This window comes from Labilibaculum manganireducens (assembly GCF_002843385.1).
Lineage (GTDB): Bacteria > Bacteroidota > Bacteroidia > Bacteroidales > Marinifilaceae > Labilibaculum > Labilibaculum manganireducens.
The window spans coordinates 21021-40872 of sequence record NZ_MVDE01000014.1 but is presented as its reverse complement, the minus strand read 5'-3'; the positions used below and the strand labels follow the sequence as shown (position 1 = coordinate 40872).

At 35.1% G+C, this 19852-nt stretch carries 15 protein-coding genes; 4 read left to right on the top strand and 11 right to left on the bottom strand.

What is annotated here, in order from left to right; translation table 11 throughout:
* Nucleotide 1 precedes the first annotated feature (1 nt).
* From BZG01_RS10710 to BZG01_RS10695, 4 genes are all read left to right on the top strand, one after another.
* The gene (locus BZG01_RS10710) at nt 2–841 is read left to right on the top strand and encodes an SDR family oxidoreductase (RefSeq protein WP_101309834.1); all 840 of its coding nucleotides are present in this window, start codon (nt 2–4) and stop codon (nt 839–841) included.
* Nucleotides 842–958: 117 nt separating this feature from the next.
* Nucleotides 959–2140, top strand: coding sequence for a mannonate dehydratase (gene uxuA, locus BZG01_RS10705; protein WP_101309833.1), 1182 nt, complete (start codon nt 959–961; stop codon nt 2138–2140).
* A gap of 46 nt (nt 2141–2186) precedes the next feature.
* Entirely contained in the window at nt 2187–3635 is a 1449-nt protein-coding gene (locus tag BZG01_RS10700) for an MFS transporter (protein WP_101309832.1), read from the top strand.
* Between the two features lie 147 nt (nt 3636–3782).
* Nucleotides 3783–4841 (top strand): LacI family DNA-binding transcriptional regulator, encoded by a 1059-nt coding sequence (locus tag BZG01_RS10695; RefSeq protein ID WP_101309831.1) that lies wholly within the window; start codon nt 3783–3785, stop codon nt 4839–4841.
* 220 nt (nt 4842–5061) lie between these two features.
* Here the strand turns inward: BZG01_RS10695 and galE are convergent, their stop codons facing one another.
* The 11 genes from galE to BZG01_RS10635 form a co-directional block, all read right to left on the bottom strand.
* Nucleotides 5062–6078 carry a UDP-glucose 4-epimerase GalE gene (gene galE / locus BZG01_RS10690; protein ID WP_101309830.1) on the bottom strand — a complete coding sequence of 339 codons (1017 nt, stop codon included), beginning with the start codon at nt 6076–6078 and terminating at the stop codon, nt 5062–5064.
* A 122-nt stretch (nt 6079–6200) separates the two neighbouring features.
* Complete coding sequence (locus tag BZG01_RS10685; protein WP_101309829.1) at nt 6201–7685, bottom strand: Gfo/Idh/MocA family protein; 1485 nt, start codon at nt 7683–7685, stop codon at nt 6201–6203.
* A gap of 721 nt (nt 7686–8406) precedes the next feature.
* Entirely contained in the window at nt 8407–9405 is a 999-nt protein-coding gene (locus BZG01_RS10680; RefSeq protein ID WP_101309828.1) for an aldo/keto reductase, read from the bottom strand.
* Between the two features lie 15 nt (nt 9406–9420).
* Complete coding sequence (locus BZG01_RS10675; RefSeq protein ID WP_101309827.1) at nt 9421–10614, bottom strand: MFS transporter; 1194 nt, start codon at nt 10612–10614, stop codon at nt 9421–9423.
* 74 nt (nt 10615–10688) lie between these two features.
* A complete protein-coding gene (locus BZG01_RS10670; RefSeq protein WP_101309826.1) occupies nt 10689–11264 on the bottom strand; it encodes a Crp/Fnr family transcriptional regulator in 576 nt (191 codons plus the stop codon).
* 1102 nt (nt 11265–12366) lie between these two features.
* Entirely contained in the window at nt 12367–13686 is a 1320-nt protein-coding gene (locus BZG01_RS10660) for an ATP-binding protein (RefSeq protein ID WP_101309824.1), read from the bottom strand.
* Nucleotides 13687–13688: 2 nt separating this feature from the next.
* On the bottom strand, nt 13689–15827 hold the full coding sequence (locus tag BZG01_RS10655; RefSeq protein WP_101309823.1) for a DEAD/DEAH box helicase: 2139 nt from the start codon (nt 15825–15827) through the stop codon (nt 13689–13691).
* 34 nt (nt 15828–15861) lie between these two features.
* Entirely contained in the window at nt 15862–18000 is a 2139-nt protein-coding gene (locus BZG01_RS10650; protein ID WP_101309822.1) for an ATP-binding protein, read from the bottom strand.
* A 386-nt stretch (nt 18001–18386) separates the two neighbouring features.
* Complete coding sequence (locus tag BZG01_RS10645; protein ID WP_101309821.1) at nt 18387–18731, bottom strand: hypothetical protein; 345 nt, start codon at nt 18729–18731, stop codon at nt 18387–18389.
* A 25-nt stretch (nt 18732–18756) separates the two neighbouring features.
* Nucleotides 18757–19044, bottom strand: a complete 288-nt coding sequence (locus tag BZG01_RS21555; protein ID WP_101309820.1) for a hypothetical protein — start codon at nt 19042–19044, stop codon at nt 18757–18759.
* Nucleotides 19045–19232: 188 nt separating this feature from the next.
* Entirely contained in the window at nt 19233–19802 is a 570-nt protein-coding gene (locus tag BZG01_RS10635) for a hypothetical protein (protein WP_101309819.1), read from the bottom strand.
* Nucleotides 19803–19852: the final 50 nt, after the last annotated feature.

The window sequence follows — 19852 nt, the reverse complement described above, 5'->3', positions numbered from 1 at the left end:
AATGGAAACCAATTTAAGAAATAAAGTAGCCGTTGTTACCGGTGCCGGAGGAGTAATTTGCTCTACTATGGCTAAATCATTGGCTGCAATGGGTGTAAAAACGGCATTGATTGATATTAATGCTGATGCTGTTGAAAAATTAGCTCAGGAAATTGAAACCAAATACAATGTTTCTTCAATTGGGCTTGCAGCAAGCGTACTTGATAAAGAATCACTGCAGGAAGCAAAGAGGATAATCAATAATAAGCTGGGGAGTGTAGATTATCTTATCAATGGAGCCGGAGGGAATTCACCTCTGGCTACATCTGGTGTAGATCAAATGGTAGATTCTGATCTTGAAAATCTGGAAGAAACTTTCTTTGGAATGAAAATGGAGGGTTTTGATAGAGTTTTTGATTTGAACTTTAAAGGAACGATTCTTCCAACGATGGTGTTTGCCATGGATATGATTGAGAAAAAAGGAGGTTCAATAGTAAATGTATCTTCGATGAACTCTTACCGTCCTCTGACCAGAATTGCAGCTTATTCGGCAGCAAAAGCTTCTGTGAACAATTTTACGCAATGGTTAGCAGTTCATTTTTCAAAAATGGGAGTACGTGTAAATGCAATAGCTCCTGGATTTTTGCTGACAAATCAGAATCGCTTTTTACTAACCGATGAAGCAACAGGTGAGCCAACTGCACGAGGCGTAAAAATTATTAACAATACACCAATGGAACGTTACGGTACTCCTGAAGAATTGCAGGGTACCCTACTATATCTGCTATCGGACTGGTCGGCATTTGTAACAGGAATTGTGATTCCTGTTGATGGAGGATTTAGTGCGTATAGCGGAGTTTAACAGGCTTTTTAGTTTTAATTATATATTATAGTTAGGTTAGCGTGTTTATGTGACAAAACGGAACAAGAATTCAATCACCTCTTGTCCGTTTTGTCCATTAACTATAAAACAAACAACATGTCATTAGAACAAACATGGAGATGGTACGGTCCAAACGATCCAATCTCACTTCAGGAAATAAGACAAACCGGAGCAACCGGTATTGTATCGGCTCTTCATCAAATTCCAAACGGAGAAGTCTGGTCCATTGACGAAATCAAAAAAAGAATATCCGAAATTGAAGCTGCCGGACTAACTTGGTCGGTGGTTGAGAGTGTGCCAGTTCATGAGGATATAAAAAAACAAACCGGCAATTACAAAGTATACATAGAAAATTACAAGCAGAGCATCAAAAACTTAGGTGAATGTGGTATTGAAACCATTTGCTACAATTTTATGCCTATTTTGGATTGGTCAAGAACCGATTTGGAATTCAACTTTACTGATGGATCGAATGCACTAAAATTCGACATGGTGACTTTTGCCGCCTTTGATATTTATATTTTAAAGCGTCAAAATGCGGATGAAGATTATTCTGTTGAAATGGTAACCCGTGCCAAGGAAAAGTTTGACAGCATGTCGGAAGCCGAAATCGAAAAAATTACCCGAAATGTAATCGCAGGTCTCCCTGGTGCCGAAGAATCATATACTTTGGAAAGTTTCCAAAAAGTATTGGATGGCTACAAAGAAATTGATGCATCCAAATTGAAAAAACATCTGCATGAGTTTTTGCAGGAAATCATTCCTGTTGCCGAACAAGCAGGTGTAAGAATGGCCATTCACCCGGATGATCCGCCACGTGCTTTGCTTGGTTTACCCAGAGTTGTAAGCACCATCGAAGACGCTCTGGAATTAACTAAAGTAGTTGACTCGGTTTCAAATGGAATTACATTGTGTACAGGATCGTTTGGTGCTGGTCATTTTAATGATCTGCCGGAAATGACAAAGATATTAGCTCCCCGAATCAATTTTGTTCATCTTAGAAATGTGACCAGAGACGAGGAAGGAAACTTCTTCGAAAACTACTTGTTTGATGGAGATATTGATATTCCGGCTGTAATGAAAGCTTTACTGATAGAAGAAAAAGAACGTAAAGAATCAGGCCGAAAAGACTGGCAAATTCCGATGCGCCCCGATCATGGCAATAAAATGCTGGATGATCTTCCAAAGAAGACAAACCCAGGATATTCTTTGTACGGCAGAATGAAAGGATTGGCAGAATTACGAGGTCTTGAATTAGGAATAAGCAAAAATTTATAAAGTTTGTCTTTAAAAAATAAAATTATTAATCTCTAACGATAAATAAATGACTGCAATACAGATAAAAGGAAATATGACTAAGTACAGGTGGCAAATCTGTTCATTACTATTCTTTGCAACGACAATTAATTACATGGATCGGCAAGTACTCTCGCTGACATGGAAAGATTTTATAGCCCCGGAATTTCACTGGACCAATAACGACTATGGTAATATCACCGCTTTATTCTCTGTTTTTTATGCCGTAGGCCTTTTAGTTGCAGGCCGGTTCATTGATTGGCTGGACACAAAAAGAGGTTTTATTTGGGCTATTGGTATTTGGTCAGTAGGAGCTGTATTACATGCTTTTTGTGGTATTGCCACATCGGGTATCGTTAGCGGCGAATGGTTTCTTGATTTTGAAAATGCAAAAGAAGCCATAAAACAGGTGAGCAACGTCTCTAAAATTATTAATGTCAGTGTAGTTCTTTTCGTCTTTGCACGATTTGTTCTTGCCATTGGTGAGGCTGGAAACTTTCCGGCTGCAATTAAAACAACAGCAGAATATTTCCCTAAAAAAGACAGAGCTTATGCAACTAGTATTTTTAATGCCGGAGCAACAGTAGGAGCATTGGCTGCTCCAATAACAATTCCGGTAATTGCTTCTCATTTTGGATGGGAAATGGCATTTATTATTATAGGAGCTTTAGGATTTGTTTGGATATTCTTTTGGAAGTTCATGTACAAAAAACCTCACGAGCACAATAAAGTAAACCCTGCCGAGTTAGCATATATTAATCAGGACGACAGTAGTGATGATGACAAAACTACGGCAAACGAAAGTCTGAAAATATCATTTGTTGATACTTTTAAATACAAACAAACCTGGTCGTTTATTATTGGTAAATTCATGACTGATGGTGTTTGGTGGTTCTTTTTATTCTGGACTCCAGCCTACTTAAGTGATGTTTACGGTTTAACTTCCAACAGCACAACAGCACAATTATTACTGTTTGTTTTATATGCAATCACATTGTTGTCTATTATTGGCGGATGGCTCCCAACTTATTTTGTTGATAAAAAAGGAATGGATCCATATGCCGGACGAATGAAATCGATGCTTATTTTTGCATTCTTCCCTCTTTTGGCTTTATTAGCTCAACCCTTAGGTACTTATTCTTATTGGTTTCCTGTTATTATCATTGGTATCGCCGGAGCTGCACATCAGGCATGGTCTGCAAATATCTTCTCTACTACAGGTGATATGTTTCCCCGTTCATCAATAGCAACCATTACCGGAATTGGAGGAATGGCCGGAGGTTTAGGTTCATTCTGTATCAATAAAGGTTCTGGAGTTCTTTTCGACTTTGCAGCAAACACCAATATGAAGTTTATGGGCTTTGAAGGAATCAGAGCAGGTTATTTCATCATTTTTTCAATTTGTGCGGTTGCTTATTTAATTGGTTGGGCCATTATGAAATCTTTGGTTCCTCATTACAAGCCAATAACAGAATAACCGCAATTCAATAAACCCCTCAATACTTTACCCTTAGGATTCTAAATTTTTTATGAGTAAATGTATTACTTTTGTTTCATAATTGTAGTTAGAGTTTGTTAATTTCAGGAAGGATAAATTCCTTCCTGATTTTTTTATTTACTAGAAATGACCAAAGCGAAGATTCGAATAAAAGACATAGCTGAACAGGCAGGTGTTTCTGTTGGTACGGTAGATCGTGTACTCCACAATCGCGGAGAAGTTGCGGAAGAAACCAAGAATAAAATTCTGGAAATCGCAAAAGTAAATAACTATCAACCTAACCTTATTGCCAGAGCACTTACTTCTAAAAAGCAATGTGTTTTTGCATCTTTGTTACCAAGCCCAACCGAGGAAGATATATTTTGGAAAAGACCATTAAATGGCATTACTGAAGCCGCCTTGGAATTAGAACAATTTCAAGTAAAAGTTAAAAATTTCTTTTTCGAACATTACAATGAACAAGATTTCATTAAACAAGCCGAAGCAGTTTTAGAGCTTAATCCTTCGGGGGTTGTATTCTCTCCTATTTTCTCAAAAGAAAGTCTCGATTTCACCGAAAAACTTGATCAAAAAGGAATTCCATATGTTTTTATCGAATCAAAATTATCGAAAAGCAACTATTTAGCTTATGTTGGCAGTGATGGTTTTCACGGCGGAAGAGTTGCCGCTAATTTAATAGACTTTGGCATTCCCGAAAATGGAGATATTTTAATTATTAATCTGGCTAAAAATCTGGAAAATGTTCATCACTTAAATCAAAGAACACAAGGATTTTTAAGCTATTTTATGGATAAAGGAAAAAATCAAGGTCTGAAAATAAGCATTGAAATTCCTAAATCTGATACTGAAATTATTAAAGAGAAATTAGATTCTGTAATCAAGAAAAACAAGAACATAAAAGCCATTTTTATAACAGGATCCAAGGTTTATAAGATAGCAAGATATCTGATTAGCAACGCGCTCAGTGATATTATTCTTGTGGGTTTTGATCCTATCGAACAAAACATCAAATATCTAAATCACGGAACTATTGATTTCTTAATTGGTCAGCATCCCCACCAACAAGGATTTAAAGCCGTAAAAAAATTATTCGAATATGTTCTTTTGAATCACGATATTCCAAAAGATGAGTATCTTCCTGTTGATATTATCAATCGGGAATGTATTAAATTATATGAGGCTTAGTTTTCAACACTCTTTTTCCAAATTGTAATTCTCAATAAAAAGAATAAGAGGGTGTCCGAAAAGTTCAATTTTATTGTCATTCTGATCCCGATGAATCGGGACGAAGAATCTTTATGTTTGAATAACAGATGTTTCGGCTTCGCTCAACATGACATTTCCAAGGGAAACTTTACTTTTCGGACATCCTCTTAAAATAATTCTTTGCCACTTGGTTTAAACTTCAAATATTCAATTGCCATTTCCAGGCAGAAAGAAGCGTTTCGTCAAGAGTGCTCTCTGCTTTCCATCCCAACTCCTCATTTGCAAAAGACGTATCGGCATATATTTTTTCGATATCACCTGCCCGACGAGCCACAATTTTATGAGGAACTTTCTCTCCCGTTGCTCTTTCAAATGATTTAATAATCTCAAGAACAGAAACGCCGTTTCCTGTACCAACATTAAAATACTCGTAGTTTTCCTTATTTCTGTTATTCAATAATCTTTCAATGGCAACAACATGAGCCTTGGCCAAATCCACCACATGAATATAATCCCGAATTGCTGAACCGTCGGCAGTGTTATAATCATCACCAAACACACTCAACTCCGGGCGGATACCAGCCACAGTTTGTGTAAGGAAAGGAATCAAATTATTTGGCACACCTAAAGGCAACTCCCCAATTTTTGCCGTAGCATGTGCACCAATCGGGTTAAAATATCGAAGTGCAATCCCTTTAAGCGATGGATATGCTTTAATTGTATCACGAATGATATCCTCACAAATAGTTTTGGTATTTCCGTATGGAGATTCTGCTTCTTTTCTTGGAGTTTGCTCAGTTACCGGCAAACGATCAGGTTGTCCGTATACTGTACACGAAGATGAGAATACAAGATTGGATACATTAAATTCCATCATCGACTCCATGATATTCATCAAAGAGTTTAGATTATTGTTGTAGTACATCAATGGTTTTTCAACCGATTCACCAACAGCCTTCGATGCCGCAAAATGAATAATGGCTTCTATACCCGAATATTTCTGAAAGAAATCCTTTACTTTTTGTCTGTCGGTTAAATCAAACTGCTCGAATTTTGGACGAATGCCGGATATCTCTTTAATTTTATCCAATACTTCTACTTTCGAATTCGAAAGATTATCTACAATCACCACATCGTAACCACTGTTTTGCAACTCAACAACAGTATGTGAACCTATAAAGCCAGTTCCTCCGGTTACCAGAATTTGTTTGTTCATTTAATATAATTTAGTATCAAAAACAAATTTACATTAGTTGCTTTGCAAAAACAACAATAGTGAAGTCTAATAATCAATAAAGACATAACTTCACTATTGCTTAAATTAACTGTGTAACTTTCTTAATGAACGTTCAACTGTCCTTTAGAATTCGCTTTAATTAAATTCCGAACCTCGGTTGTTCCTGCACCAGTTAAGGTGAGGTCGATAGGAGCATTGGTTTCCCATGCACCACGAGTAAAATCAGGAACTTCAATTGAATTGGATTTGTTTGCAATAGACCATTCACTTAATGGCGTAATACAACTCCAGGCTGCAGCATCATAAACATCCATATCCACAGGAAGTCCGTTTCGCAAACAATCAATCAAACGCCAATCCATTACAAAATCCATACCTCCGTGACCGCCAACCTGCTTGGCCATCTCTCCTACTTTTCGAATCAACTCAGGGGTGTATTTTTCTTCCAGCTCTTTCATCTTCGCTTCATCAGCAACATTATGTCCAAAGGCAATGTGCTGCAAAGGCCACTTCTGTGCAAAACACTTCGTTCCACTCAACAGGTGAATACGTGAATAAGGACGAGGCGAACTAATGTCATGCTGAATCATAATGGTGCGCCCTTTGTTGGTACGAATCAATTGCAAATCCATATTTCCACGCATATCCCATCCAACAAACTGCTCGAAAAACGGATCTTCTTTGGCTTTTTCTTCAATTCGGCGTTTCAAGGTAAAATCATCCGACATCATAGCAGTCAGATATTCCATCTTATCACCACGGTTGATATTCATCGACTGACAAATCGGCCCCAAACCATGGGTAGGATACACATTCGCTTTTCGCTTGTTCTCGTGCATCCGCCACATTTTAGTGTAGGCACCGTCAGTCATTTGATTGTCTTTGGGCTTATTAAATTGCCAATAGTCCAAATCATGAATGTAGGCACCCTCGCCATGCACCAAATCTCCGAATACTCCTTGCCGCACCATATTTAAGGTGAGCATTTCGAAGAAATCGTAACAGCAGTTTTCCAGAATAACACAGTGCTTGCGGGTTCGCTCCGATGTTTCAACCATTTGCCAGCACTCATCCAGAGTTTTTGCCGTTGAAACTTCAACTGCCGCATGTTTGTCGCCCTCCATGGCTGCAATTGCAACAGGTACGTGCCATTCCCACGGAGTGGCAATATAAACCAAATCGACCAATCCACTTTCGCACAATTCCTTAAACCCAAGATCTCCGCCCACAAACTCTTTTGCTTTCGGAAGACCTGCATCGGCAAGTATTTTTTGTCCCCCGTCAACAGCAGCCTGTCTTGTATCACATAAAGCGGCAATTTCTACACCTTCAATAAAAGTCATTCGCTTTACTGCTCCCGAACCACGATCACCAATACCTACGAATCCTACCCGCACGGTATCCAATTTTGGTGCAGCGTAACCACACATATTAAAATTCATCTTTGGATTCTTTCCCACCAATTCTTTGATGTGTGGAAATTTACTTTCATCTTTTGTGCCACTGCATGCTGCAAGAGGCGCAGCTGCTAAAACACCAGCTCCTAAAGCCAAATTCCCTAGGAATGCTCTTCTGTTTGTTGCCATAATATATTTTTATTCGATTGATTTTCTGCTACAGCCCTTCTTCCTCAATTTTTACTATTTACCTACGATGAAATTAATTTGGTATTATATAGAATTCTTCCTCAAAAGCAATCTTCAGCTCTTGCATTGAAAAATCATTTTTATCAAACTGATCAGCACATCCGATTCAATAAAAAACAAAATTGAAACCTATTTATAATTCATTTTTTATTGCACAAGACCTTGATATGAATACCAATATTTTCAAAGTCAAAAATGATAAACATCCTTTATTTATAAGTGGATATTTTAAGCTAATTGGCAGACATTTTCCTAAAAACACATTACGGTAAAACCGCAACCTCCTGAATTGTATTGTTTTTCAATTTCGGAGCACAATAATATACTCCAAAAACAAAATGATACGGGTTTTAAAAAATTAAAAAAAGGGTTTCATTTCAACCAGAATGCACCACGGGATTTGAATGCACCAGTTAAAGAATCGGTCTTGCAAATAGTCTCTCGAAATATAGCAGGAAAATTTAATCGAAGATGATATTCGTTAGCAACAGTAATTAATTGCTTGCTCTTATGTGGGGAATGCCCTGTAACGGTGAGTATAAGGATAATAGCAGATTATGAAACGCTAACCTTTCATTTAAAATCGATTGTAAATAAAAAAAACGGCTTTGATTAATCACCAAAGCCGCTATTATTTTTATGCAATATTATGTGTAGCCTTTTATCTTTCTCCTACCCAATGAGGATAAATCGGTGTTTGTTCCGAAATTTTGTTGAGTAGTTTTATATGTTCATCGGATAAATTCCAATCGACAGATTCAATGTTCCATAACAATTGTTTTTCGTTTCTTGCTCCGACTATTATATTAGAAACACTTTTGTTTTGAAGCAACCAATTGATAGCAATTTGTGGTATTGATTTTCCGATTTCGTTGCTGATTTTTTCCAAAACGTCCACAGCATTAAGTAAAAAATCATCATCAACTGGTGGTGCTCCAATATCTCCTCCAGACTTTATTCTACCGCCTTTTATTTCCATTCCCCTTTTTATTTTCCCTGTTAATCTCCCCCAACCGAGTGGACTCCAAACCATCAATCCCATATTTTGGTCTTCTAAAAGTGGCATTAATTCCTGCTCGTAGTCTCGACCAATTAGCGAATAATAGCCTTGATAAACAACATATTTTTCTAAGTTTAGCTTCTCTGAAATGGAAAGCGATTTCATCAATTGCCAAGCAGAAAAATTTGAACAGCCAATATATCTAACTTTTCCACTTTTTACCATATCATCTAGAGTTCTTAATGTTTCTTCAATAGGTGTGTTTTTGTCGAAACCATGCATTAAAAATAAGTCGACATAATCAGTATTCAGTCGTTTTAAGCTTTCTTCAAGTGCATTCATCAAGTGGTATCGAGACGAGCCTTTTTCGTTGGGATGTTCTCCCATTTGAAAAGTAGCTTTGGTAGAAATGATTGTTTTATCTCTTTTACCTTTCAATGCTTTGCCTAAAACAATTTCTGAATCACCAATTGAATAGACATTGGCTGTGTCAAAAAAGTTGATTCCCCTTTCAATACAAATGTCAATAAGTCTAGTAGCTTCTTTTGCGTCTGTTTGTCCCCAACGCTGAAAAAATTCGTTAGTTCCTCCAAAGGTACCTGTTCCAAGGCTTAATACTGGTACTTTCAATCCTGAATTTCCTAAATTTCTGTATTCCATATTATATGTTTTATGTTAAAATAATTTTTCTCTTTTTATACTATTAATTGCCATTATAATAGCGAGTACTGAAAATATAGCACTCATTAAGGTAATTGACAATAGACCCAACGATTTTGAAATAAGCATACCGCCAATAGACGAACCTAATGCAATTCCTACATTGAATGCTGAAATATTCAAGACCGAAGAAACATCCCCTGTTCCTGCCAAGTATTTTTCTGAAAGCTGTATTACATACAATTGCATTCCGGGAACGGTTGAAAAACCGATAAAACCCATTATTGCAATCAAAATAAGTGTGGGTATTTTATACGGTAACAAGGCGAACATTAACCCAAATGTTACAAACATTATTGCAAATAAAATAATGAGCGTTTTGGCAGGTTTTTTATTGGAAAACTTGCCACCTAGGAGGTTTCCAAATGCAACAGCAATTCCATAAAGTAGTAATATTAAAGTGATTTGATTTTCTGTAAACCCAGATATTTTTTCCAATAATGGCGATAGGTAGGTAAATGTGTCAAAAAGTGCAGCAAACGAAAATGTGGTCAAAGAAAAACCTAAAAGCATTGATTTGTTCGTCAAAACCTTGAACTGGTCCTTAAGACGAATAGCTTCACCTTTCTTTATAGTGTTTGGTAACCAAAGTTGATTAGCCAATAAGCAAATAAAACCTACCACGGCAATACCACCAAAGGTATAACGCCACCCAAATTGTTGCCCTATATAAGTGCCAAGCGGTACACCAGTTACCATAGCAACTGTTAACCCTGTAAACATAATGGATATTGCTGTAGCTCTTTTTTCTTCTGAAACCATACTACTGGCAATATTTGCACCGATGCCAACAAACACTCCGTGAGCACCCCCTGATAATACCCTTGCAATAATCAAAAGAGTAAAATTGAACGAAATAGAAGCTAAACCATTACTGAGAACAAAAAATAATACTATTGTAAGCAGTAATTTTTTGCGATTTACTTTATTGGTAAAAGCGGTAACAATTGGCCCACCAATTGCTACACCTATGGCGTAGGAAGTTACCAACCAACCTACTGAAGATATACTGGTTAAAAATTCTTTTGCGATGGTGGGCAACAAGCCAATCATAACAACTTCTGTTGTCCCAATAGCAAAAACACTTACAGTCAAAGCCCAAATTGCAATAGGTAACCGACTCTTTTTTGTAACTAATGTATGTTTCATATAACAAAGCTCTGAAAAGCATACTTTGCTGAACAGGACATTTGTCAAAAAAATGGTGTGAGGTTTGTCACATTTTAAGCTTTAATTTTTGACAACCGACTTAAAGTTTCTCTTGTAACACCAAGATAAGAAGCTATCATTGCTTTAGGAACTCTCTGGATTAGACCTGGATATAAAGTAAGAAGATTGTGATAACGGTCATTTGCATTGCTGCTCAAAAAACACAGAATGCGCTTTTGTAAAGCAATGTATCCGTTCGTTGTTTTTTTAAGAAAAAAAGTTTGCATTTTCGGCAATTCCCTACTCAACTTCTCTTTGCTCTCTAAAGACAAAGAAAGTGTTTCTGTGTTTTCAAGGCAATCTACGATGAGTGTTGATTTCGTTTTGTTGTGGAAAGCTTCTGCATCTGTTATCCACCAATTTTCCATTCCAAACTGTAGAATATGCTCTTTGCCGTCAAAATCCAATTTTGTAACACGCATTAATCCTTTAACTACAAAGAAGTCAAACTGTGCATAGTCTCCTTCGTGAAGAATAATTTGGTGTTTTTTAAATGACTTTTTTCGAAAATGCTGTAGCACAAAGTCAAATTCATCATCGGTTAGCTTTACAATTTCTTCTATTTGTTGCCTTAAAGGATGCTTGTTCATTTATTTCAGGTGTTTTTTTTGAGTTACACATAACGGTCTTGCGTCGAGTAGGCAAAGGGAGTTTGACTTCGTCGATTTTCAATTCACCCTAAGCCTCTCACAGAACCGTACGTGATAGTCTCCCATCATACGGCTCTTGTCGTATATAAATCGAGTTACAAGTTAAATAGAAAAATTCAATTTCCAGTGAATAAAACAAATAGGGAAACTGTTTCTTTATTCTTTTAAGCCACTCATAAGCGCGACAAATACTATTCTTGTAACGTTTGTACTTTCGTCGCATAACATACTTTGCGACTTTTGACAGAATATTACCACTTCCCGACACCTCATCAGTGGTTCACTGGATGTTTAGCCTGAGCTTGACGAAGGGTTCATCTCTTCTATTAATACCTGCTATACTCTTGGTATAGATTTTACTCACGAAAATTATCACGGGTGTTCGTGATTGCTTCGCAATTCCTAAACGCTCAATACCATGGCTCTTTACCAAAGCACCTTTAGGTGGTTTAGTTCGTAGATTGTTTATTTCAAAAGCACTCATGATTTACGCTTCGCTTCAATTGATGCCCTCTCCTGTAAAACGACATCGGTGGGTCAAGCTTACAACTGCTTTCCACCATCTCAAATAAAGCATGCTACACGGTTTTATGCCGATGTGCAGCTTCTTGGCACACTACGTACAGTGGAGTGAAAGCCTCTCCCTGCTAGTGATTACTAGCGGGGCGGGCTATTCGATTGTATGCTGGTGTTCCTTCATTGCTTATTAATTTATTATTTAGAACTCTTTGTTTTTTCTATCAATCCGCACCGAAGTTGCTTACGGAGCACGAATTTATTTTGTTTTTTGAGCGTAGGCAAACCCTAATGCCCTGTGGGCAAATCGGGACGGCTTTCAAGCTCTTTGACAAAGCGTTGGTTGAGCATTGGCTCGAGGGGCTTTGGCAATGTGCTTGTAAATTGGGCTGGTTTTGAGAATCATTTTTGAGCCAATTGAGCCAATTATGAGCCAATCAATTTATATGATGTTCCTGCTCCAACTTCGCCTGACTTTTGTGTTTCGGACATTTATCGGACATTCAGCCATTTTATCGGACATTTATCAGACCTTTAGTTTATAATATGTACCTTTTCTTTCTCCAACCTTTATTAAGATTTCTAGTTCAATTAGTTTTTCGAAATCTCTAAAAGCTGTTTTTTCTGTTAACCCAAATATTCCTCTATAGATGCTATTTGTAATCTTTCCATTTTCTTTGGTATAGATAACTGCTTCCACTTGTCTTTCATTCAATCCTTTTTCTAAAAGATATTTCTTTGAAAAAATATTCTTTAAAATTGTCACACTAATTCCACCAGAGGAATATTCTATAATTGGTTCAGGTAAACCTGCCTTTTTACATTCATTGATAATTTTGATTGTTCCACGTCCCCATGCTTCAATTAATCCACCTTTAAAGAATGCACTCGCAAGGAATGGATTATGAGGACGAGATGAATGTTTCTTTTTCAAATCCTCAAATGTCAAATCTTCTGGCAATGAACCCTCATTCCAAACAATCAATTTATCATTGTAAACGCTTATTTGAATTGGCGCACCCATATAATCTCGGTGCACAATTGCATTCAAAATAACCTCTCGAATTGCTTCATAAGGATATTCCCAACTTTCTACACGTTGTAATCCCTTATAAGAAATTGGGGAAACAAAAAACTTCCTATCAAGAACTTCTAAGGTTTTGTCTGCCAATTGAAAAGCGTTTCCTTCAATTACCTCCTGAAAACGTAAATCATCATCTGTTTGTCCAAATCGTCCAATTTTCACGAATGCATTTATGAAAAAACGACACGGATTCTTTCCGAACAAAAGAATTGCTGAACGTTTTAAATTTCCATCTTCCAATAATAGCAGGTTATCTAGAATTTGCTCAATATCTTCTTCATCTGCAATAAACGGTAATCTTTTGCTTGTAGTTGCCCCTTTTTTGAAGGCCTCAATTGCCAATGTGTCAATATCATCAAATTTAGCCCGTGGTTCAACAACAGCATCCCAAGTTTTACCAGCTTTCTTTAAAAGAAGTTTATTAAGTGCATTTCCTTTAAGTTCTTGTTTTGTACTTCCACTTCTGTAATGATATTTACCCTGATATAAAATTAAAACATCGTATGGTTTTACATCAATTTCGATGTAATCTTTTCCATCTTCATCTTTCAAATCAACATCACAAATAATTCCTAGCTGCGTTTGAATTTTATTTGGAATATCTTCCATCAATCTTTTCGCTTTTGCAACACCTACAATATCACCATTGTCATTTTTGCCAATGATAATTTTGCCGCCTTTGGCATTGGCAAATCCACAAATCCACTTGAGGTATTCATCCCTCCAACTTTCTTTCCACTCTATATTTTGATTTTCTGGCATATCTATTTTAACAATTTATTATAGTATCGTTTACGTTGTTTAAACATTTTTTCAAAGTAATCAATTTTAGAATCCCTGTAGTCAAAAATTACTGGCGGATTTTTCGACCGTTGGATTCGACCAATATATTGAATTAATTTTCCTTCGAATGCAAAGGGGTACACAATAAATAAGCATTCCAAATTACTAATATCAATCCCTTCCCCAAAAAACTGACCTGTGGAAATAACTATTTTGAAATGCCCTTGTTTTATTTGCTCAATCTTGCTTTTTCTTGCAACTTCCGAATCATCACCATGAATGGTTATTGTTTCAAATTTATCTTTCAAGTAAAGGTTTAGAATATCAACATGTGCTTTCCGCTCGGATAATATTAAAATAGTTTTAAATCTTGTGGCATTGTTTTCTATATCATTTATAATCAAAGAATTTCTTTGTGTATCATGAATTAGAATCCTAGAAATAGTTTCGTACTTGTCTATTTTATAGTCGAATGGAGCAAATAAATCAGTTTCCTTAATGTTAATTTCAGTTTGAATATTTCTTTCTGCTAAAAACTCTTGTTGATTTACTTGATGTATAATATTCCCGATATAAACGAATATCAATTTTTCGTCGTTATTTTTTCTCTTTGGCGTTGCGGTTAAACCGTATAAATAATAAGCATTAAAATTAACGATTGTTTCTCGAAACGATTTGGCAGGAATATGATGACATTCATCTATTATAATGGTTCCGAATGCATTTTTTATATCTTTTAAATCATCAGTCCTTGACAAGGATTGAATCATTGCAATTGTAATCTGTTTACCAATCTTTTTCTTTTGATTTCCGATTTGTCCAATATCTTTCTTTGGAATCTTTAGAAAATCTTGAATGCGTTCCATCCACTGGTCAAACAATTGTTTTCTATGAACAATGATTAGTGCTGGTTGCCTTTTTTCTACAATTATTTCAAGTCCGATTATCGTTTTTCCAGAACCAGGGGGAGAAACAATTACTCCAAAATCCTTTTCTCGCACTTTCTCAAGGGCAATTTCTTGATGGTCTTGAAGTTCTATATCTGATTCAATATCGATAGTGTCTTTCTTATCTCGTTTATCAATTATTTTAAAAGGAATCTTTTCCTCATTGCAGAACTTAACTAACGAAGCCGTAAAACCTCTGGGAATCATAACCTCATTGTCGGATTCTTCAATTAATCTGAAGAACTTTTCCGTGTTGAATGTACTTTTCCCTAAATTCTTTTTAGCTAAATAGTCAGAATTATAAAAGTTTAATTGTTCTCTTAAAAACACAATTAACTTTTGGCTTAATTGAGCTCGCTTCAGGAAGATTTGATTGCTAATGATTATTTCAAGTTCGAAAGATGTATTATCCTCTGTATTTGAAATAAATACTTCATTAGGTTTAGTATTGAATAATTGTTCATAAAGGTTCTTTAGTTCATCATTAGATATTTTCTGTACTGATTCTAAAAAATCCCATTGATTTTCAATTGGTTCAAAGGTTTCAGTATTAATAAAGCATGAATTGCCTTGTACTAATGAATTTCCCTGCAAAGGCAGTGCAATTAAATTTCCCATTCCTTTACCTGAATGGAAATCCTGATTTGGAAACAATCGGTCAAAACTGGGCTCTTTTTCAAAATGCGAAATTATGTTTGAATGTCGTAACAACTCAAACATGATTTTACGGCTTTGTTGCGCAGGAAAAGCATTTTCAAAAAACACCCATAAATGACCCCCATTACCAGAACGGGAGCGTTCGATGTAAGATGAAATTTGATATTTCTTACAAGTGTTGTGAAGTTTAAGAATAGTTTCTTTCCAATTTTGCTTATCAAAATCAACTGCAATAAAATATGAAGTATTGTCTTCTAATAAAGGGTAAATTCCACAGGTTTCCTTTCCCGAAAAATGTGATTCTATTGCTAAATTGTTGAAAGGTAAATACTCCTTATTTTTGTAATCTTTAAACGTGCCACCCTGTACCTTATGTTTATTGTAGTCCGTCCAATCTACTTTGTATGCAGGCATGTAACCACTTCGAGCATCCTTCTCCCAACGAACAGCGTAAATATCAGTTCTCCCCCTAAACAAGGATTTATATAATTCGATATTTATTACAGTTTCTGTCATTATAATATCATATACTATCTGCGATTTTCAACTTTTATTGATTGCCTTCAAGCTTATCGATGAATATTTTGTTTCGTAGTCTTGCTCTTTTTAATAACGTTGAAAATTTTATCACCTCAGTGTAGATGTTACCATCAGAACGATTTTCAAATCCTACAACTGTTTCAGATGGACGAAACCAATAATCTAAATGATAAGAATGTTCAAACCGACTTACTCTCCCTCTAACATCTCTATCTTCAATACTTTCACCAATTAAATACCCATAAAAAGTATTAATCTGAAATCTATCATTAGTATAATTTCTAATTAAGTTTGCATAAAAATCTATTTGACTAAGATGCTCAGCAACATTTACATCGGGTGCTTTAAATTCGATAATTATACATTTTCCCTCGTCAGGAAAAAGCAATACATCGGGGCGTTTTGAAAGCCGTTTTTCCCCTAATGAATTTAAATATTCTGTTTCTTCTTTCGTAAATTCTTTATTAAAAATCTTTGAACCTTCTATTTCTATGTTATCTAATTTACTTTCAGAAGTACCCCTAAAATAAATAAATTCCTCATTTATTAACCATAAATCACTATCCTCTGGTTTATCCGAATGTTGTTGAAATATTAGGTTGTGTAATAAATCTTCATTTATTCTTTCTCCCTTTTGAAGCTTTTCAATTTCCTTTTTCAAAATTTTGTCAAACATATCGAGAACCATTCTTCTTCTTGCAATATATTGGGTAAGAGCGGTTCTATTTTGAATTGGAATAACTTTTACAAACTCATCCACCTGATAAGCCAATTTCTCTTGATAATCGTCTTTAGTAGTATCAAGGTTATCTAGTTCTTTAATTCTTTGTTTGATTTCAGCATCTTTTGAGGCAACAATTTTAGCATCTGCTTCATAAACTTTTCTTAGAATGACATCATCGGAATCTCCAATATTAATTTTGTTATGAAGTGATTCAATAGTTTTAGGATTAAGTAAGAACATTTTCTGTAATTCTTCAATACTTCTTTCCTTTTCTTTTCGTTTTTCCTCTATCTCTTTATATAATGAAATAATAACTAGGTTCGATTTTTCCTCAATATCTTCTAATAAGATTTCCTCTTCACTAAACAAAACTGGGCCTTCATTTTTTTTGAAATCTTTCTTTTTGCATATATTAATATTACCTCTTGTGTCACTATCCCTTTCATCGATATAATTACTTGATAACAAAAAGAGATAACGGTTGCCATTTATCTGGTCTGATGGCAATAAGTTATCAAGTTTAATGTTTTTTGCGACTTCACCTTTACTAACTAATTTTAATCCATTTTTATCAAGTTCTGATTCAGGTACAATAAAGGATTTAAACTTAAAAGTTTCTTTTTTTGATGATTTTACAATATCATTTCCATCAATTCTACTATAATGAATATCTATTTCTTTTTCCTGATTTGGAACGGGGATATCACTGGGTAAAATAGATAATTCTGTTGAAACGGAATTATCTATTAATAAATTAATTTTAATTAATGGGAGGTTATTCCTTTGTTCACAAAATCCTGCCAAATAATGCCTAATTAACGCTTCCTTAATTTCACTAGCAGTAATTGTCTTAAATAAATCCTTGTCTTTTTGATTTAAAAGGGTTTCAAATGTTATAACTGTTTTAGGTTTATCTGATTTGACTTCTTTTTCATCATCAAGTCTAATTATTGCATTTTTTTGAATAAATGCTTCACACTTTGATAAGGTTATAAGACGTTGTTTAAATCCGGTAGAAGAGTTTTTATCTTTGTATATACTGTCAAAGGTTGTTTTGTCGAAAGCATGAAGGAACTGAACTCGTCCAGTTCCTTTATTCGAAAAACCTTTTCTATCATCTCTTAAATTGATAAACCTTTCATATTCACTATCCTCAAATCCAAGCCCTGTATCTTCTATTATAATCTTCTGAAAATCGTAACTAGTTGTATCTTTTGAAAATAGATTTTTCGTTAGGAAAACATTAATACTTATTTCGCCTTGTTCCGTTAATTGATATTTTTCCTTTTGTATGGAAATGGATTCTAAAGCATTGGTAAAAGCTTCAAAAATAGGCTGCAAAAACAAATCATCCTTTCTTTTGATTGTGTTCAACTCTCGTTGATACCAGATTCCAATACCTTTTATATATTTTATACCTTCCATATATTGCAAATATCCAATATTTCAATTTATTATTAACTCGCAAATTAATAAAATTTGTTCTGTGTGTGGGCAAAAAACAGCTCTTTTGTAAACTTTGGTTTTGGGTTGGCTTGCAGCGGTTTGCAAATGTGCTGTTTGTGGGTGGATTTTCTTTTGTGGGAGGGAGAAAAAAACAAAATTCCCATCAAGTTAGAACCGAACTTTATTCAAAGAGTCAAAGTTTAATGCTAAAGGTTTCCACACTTGCATACAACGTTTGATGGTATGGTGTCGTGCGGGATTTCGAAGTGATTTCCTATCAGGTTACACTGACTTTTTTTACGAGCCACCAACACTCGAAAACCGCTAAAACCCGCATACACTATACCATGTGTTGGCAAACGTAATTATTTATCTACTATATAAAGTTTACAATATATATTCTCTCCAAATATAGCTTTAGTATTGTCAAAAAGGTCAATTCTTAACTCATCTGCTTTGAAGTCAAACGGTTCATTTACTATCAAATCAGTTTTACGAATCTTGAAGCACCTATCTTTTTGTAAATCCCATCTACTCTCAAAATAATGAAAGTCAGAATCTGAACCCATATAGAAATATCCTTTAAAAGTTGGTGATGAATTCATTATAAAGGCACTCTTTAAATCATCATTCTCAATAAGCTTGTACTTATCAGATTTGCATGAATTTACATTTAAAAGAACCAGTAAAGTAATCAAAATTGTTTTCATGTTTAATTCGGCAATTAATTATTAATCACATTGGGATTATGAAAGAAATTAGAAATCCAATTATCAAGAGAGGGATATCCATAATCAAGGCTTTTTTTATTCCAAACTTATTTTTAATCAAGTTTATTCCAATTATAATTCCCACTATTCCCAATATCATGTTTGTTATCAAAATCCAATCAGGATACATAAAAAGCCATAGATTACCAGTAAAGTGATAACCGTAGAATAACCAAATCCAATCTCCTGTCCAGATTATGTTTACAATCAAGATAGTAATTCCGATAATTTTATTTTTAGAATCTTTAATCAAATCGTTTCAATTTTGCAGAGTGTCTTTTTTATGGTTGCCAACGGTTGGCGGTATGAAAAGTTGCCGATTGCGTGCAATTTCCTGTCAAGTTACACAAGAGTTGAAGCGGGCTACAACCCTTAAATAACCTACTGTCCCGGCAATTTTTTATACCGCGTGTTGGCAACTGGGCTTTGTTCATCTGTCTTTTATCCAATTCCATTTACACCAAAATCATATAGTGTCTTTTTAGTCAAGTTCAGCTTAATCGACCAATAATAACTGCAACCGTCCAAAACATATTTTTCTTCGGTTTTCCATTTTGTATCGTCAGGTTCTTTGTAAAATATTCTGTCAATGAATCCATAAAATCCTTTTTTATCCCAAAAGCAATTGATGAATATTATTTTATCTCCGTTTGTGTCAATGTATCCGAAATACTGTCTTATATATTTTCCAAGTTTTCTATCAATCACTGGACAATTGTCAAACTGATTAGGTCTATTTACATTAATTAATTTAATTCCTTTCCTTAACACTATTTCGGCGGAATCAATATCAGTCTGTGTTGGAGTGAATTTATTATCCGAACTATTCATTAATCCAATATAGTCTTTTGAAAAAATCACTCCTTCATACCTGTTTTTCTTGATATATGTGTTTTCATAATTCAAATTTCCAATCTTGCCGATACAAGTCTCAGACCTATATACAGAACAAGAGTCAAATATCAAAAATCCCAAAGTCAAAATCGTTATTATTTTTATCTGCTGTGTCATTGTCGTTTTTTAGCCTTGTTGCCAACGTCAGTCTGTCTAATAACCTAAAC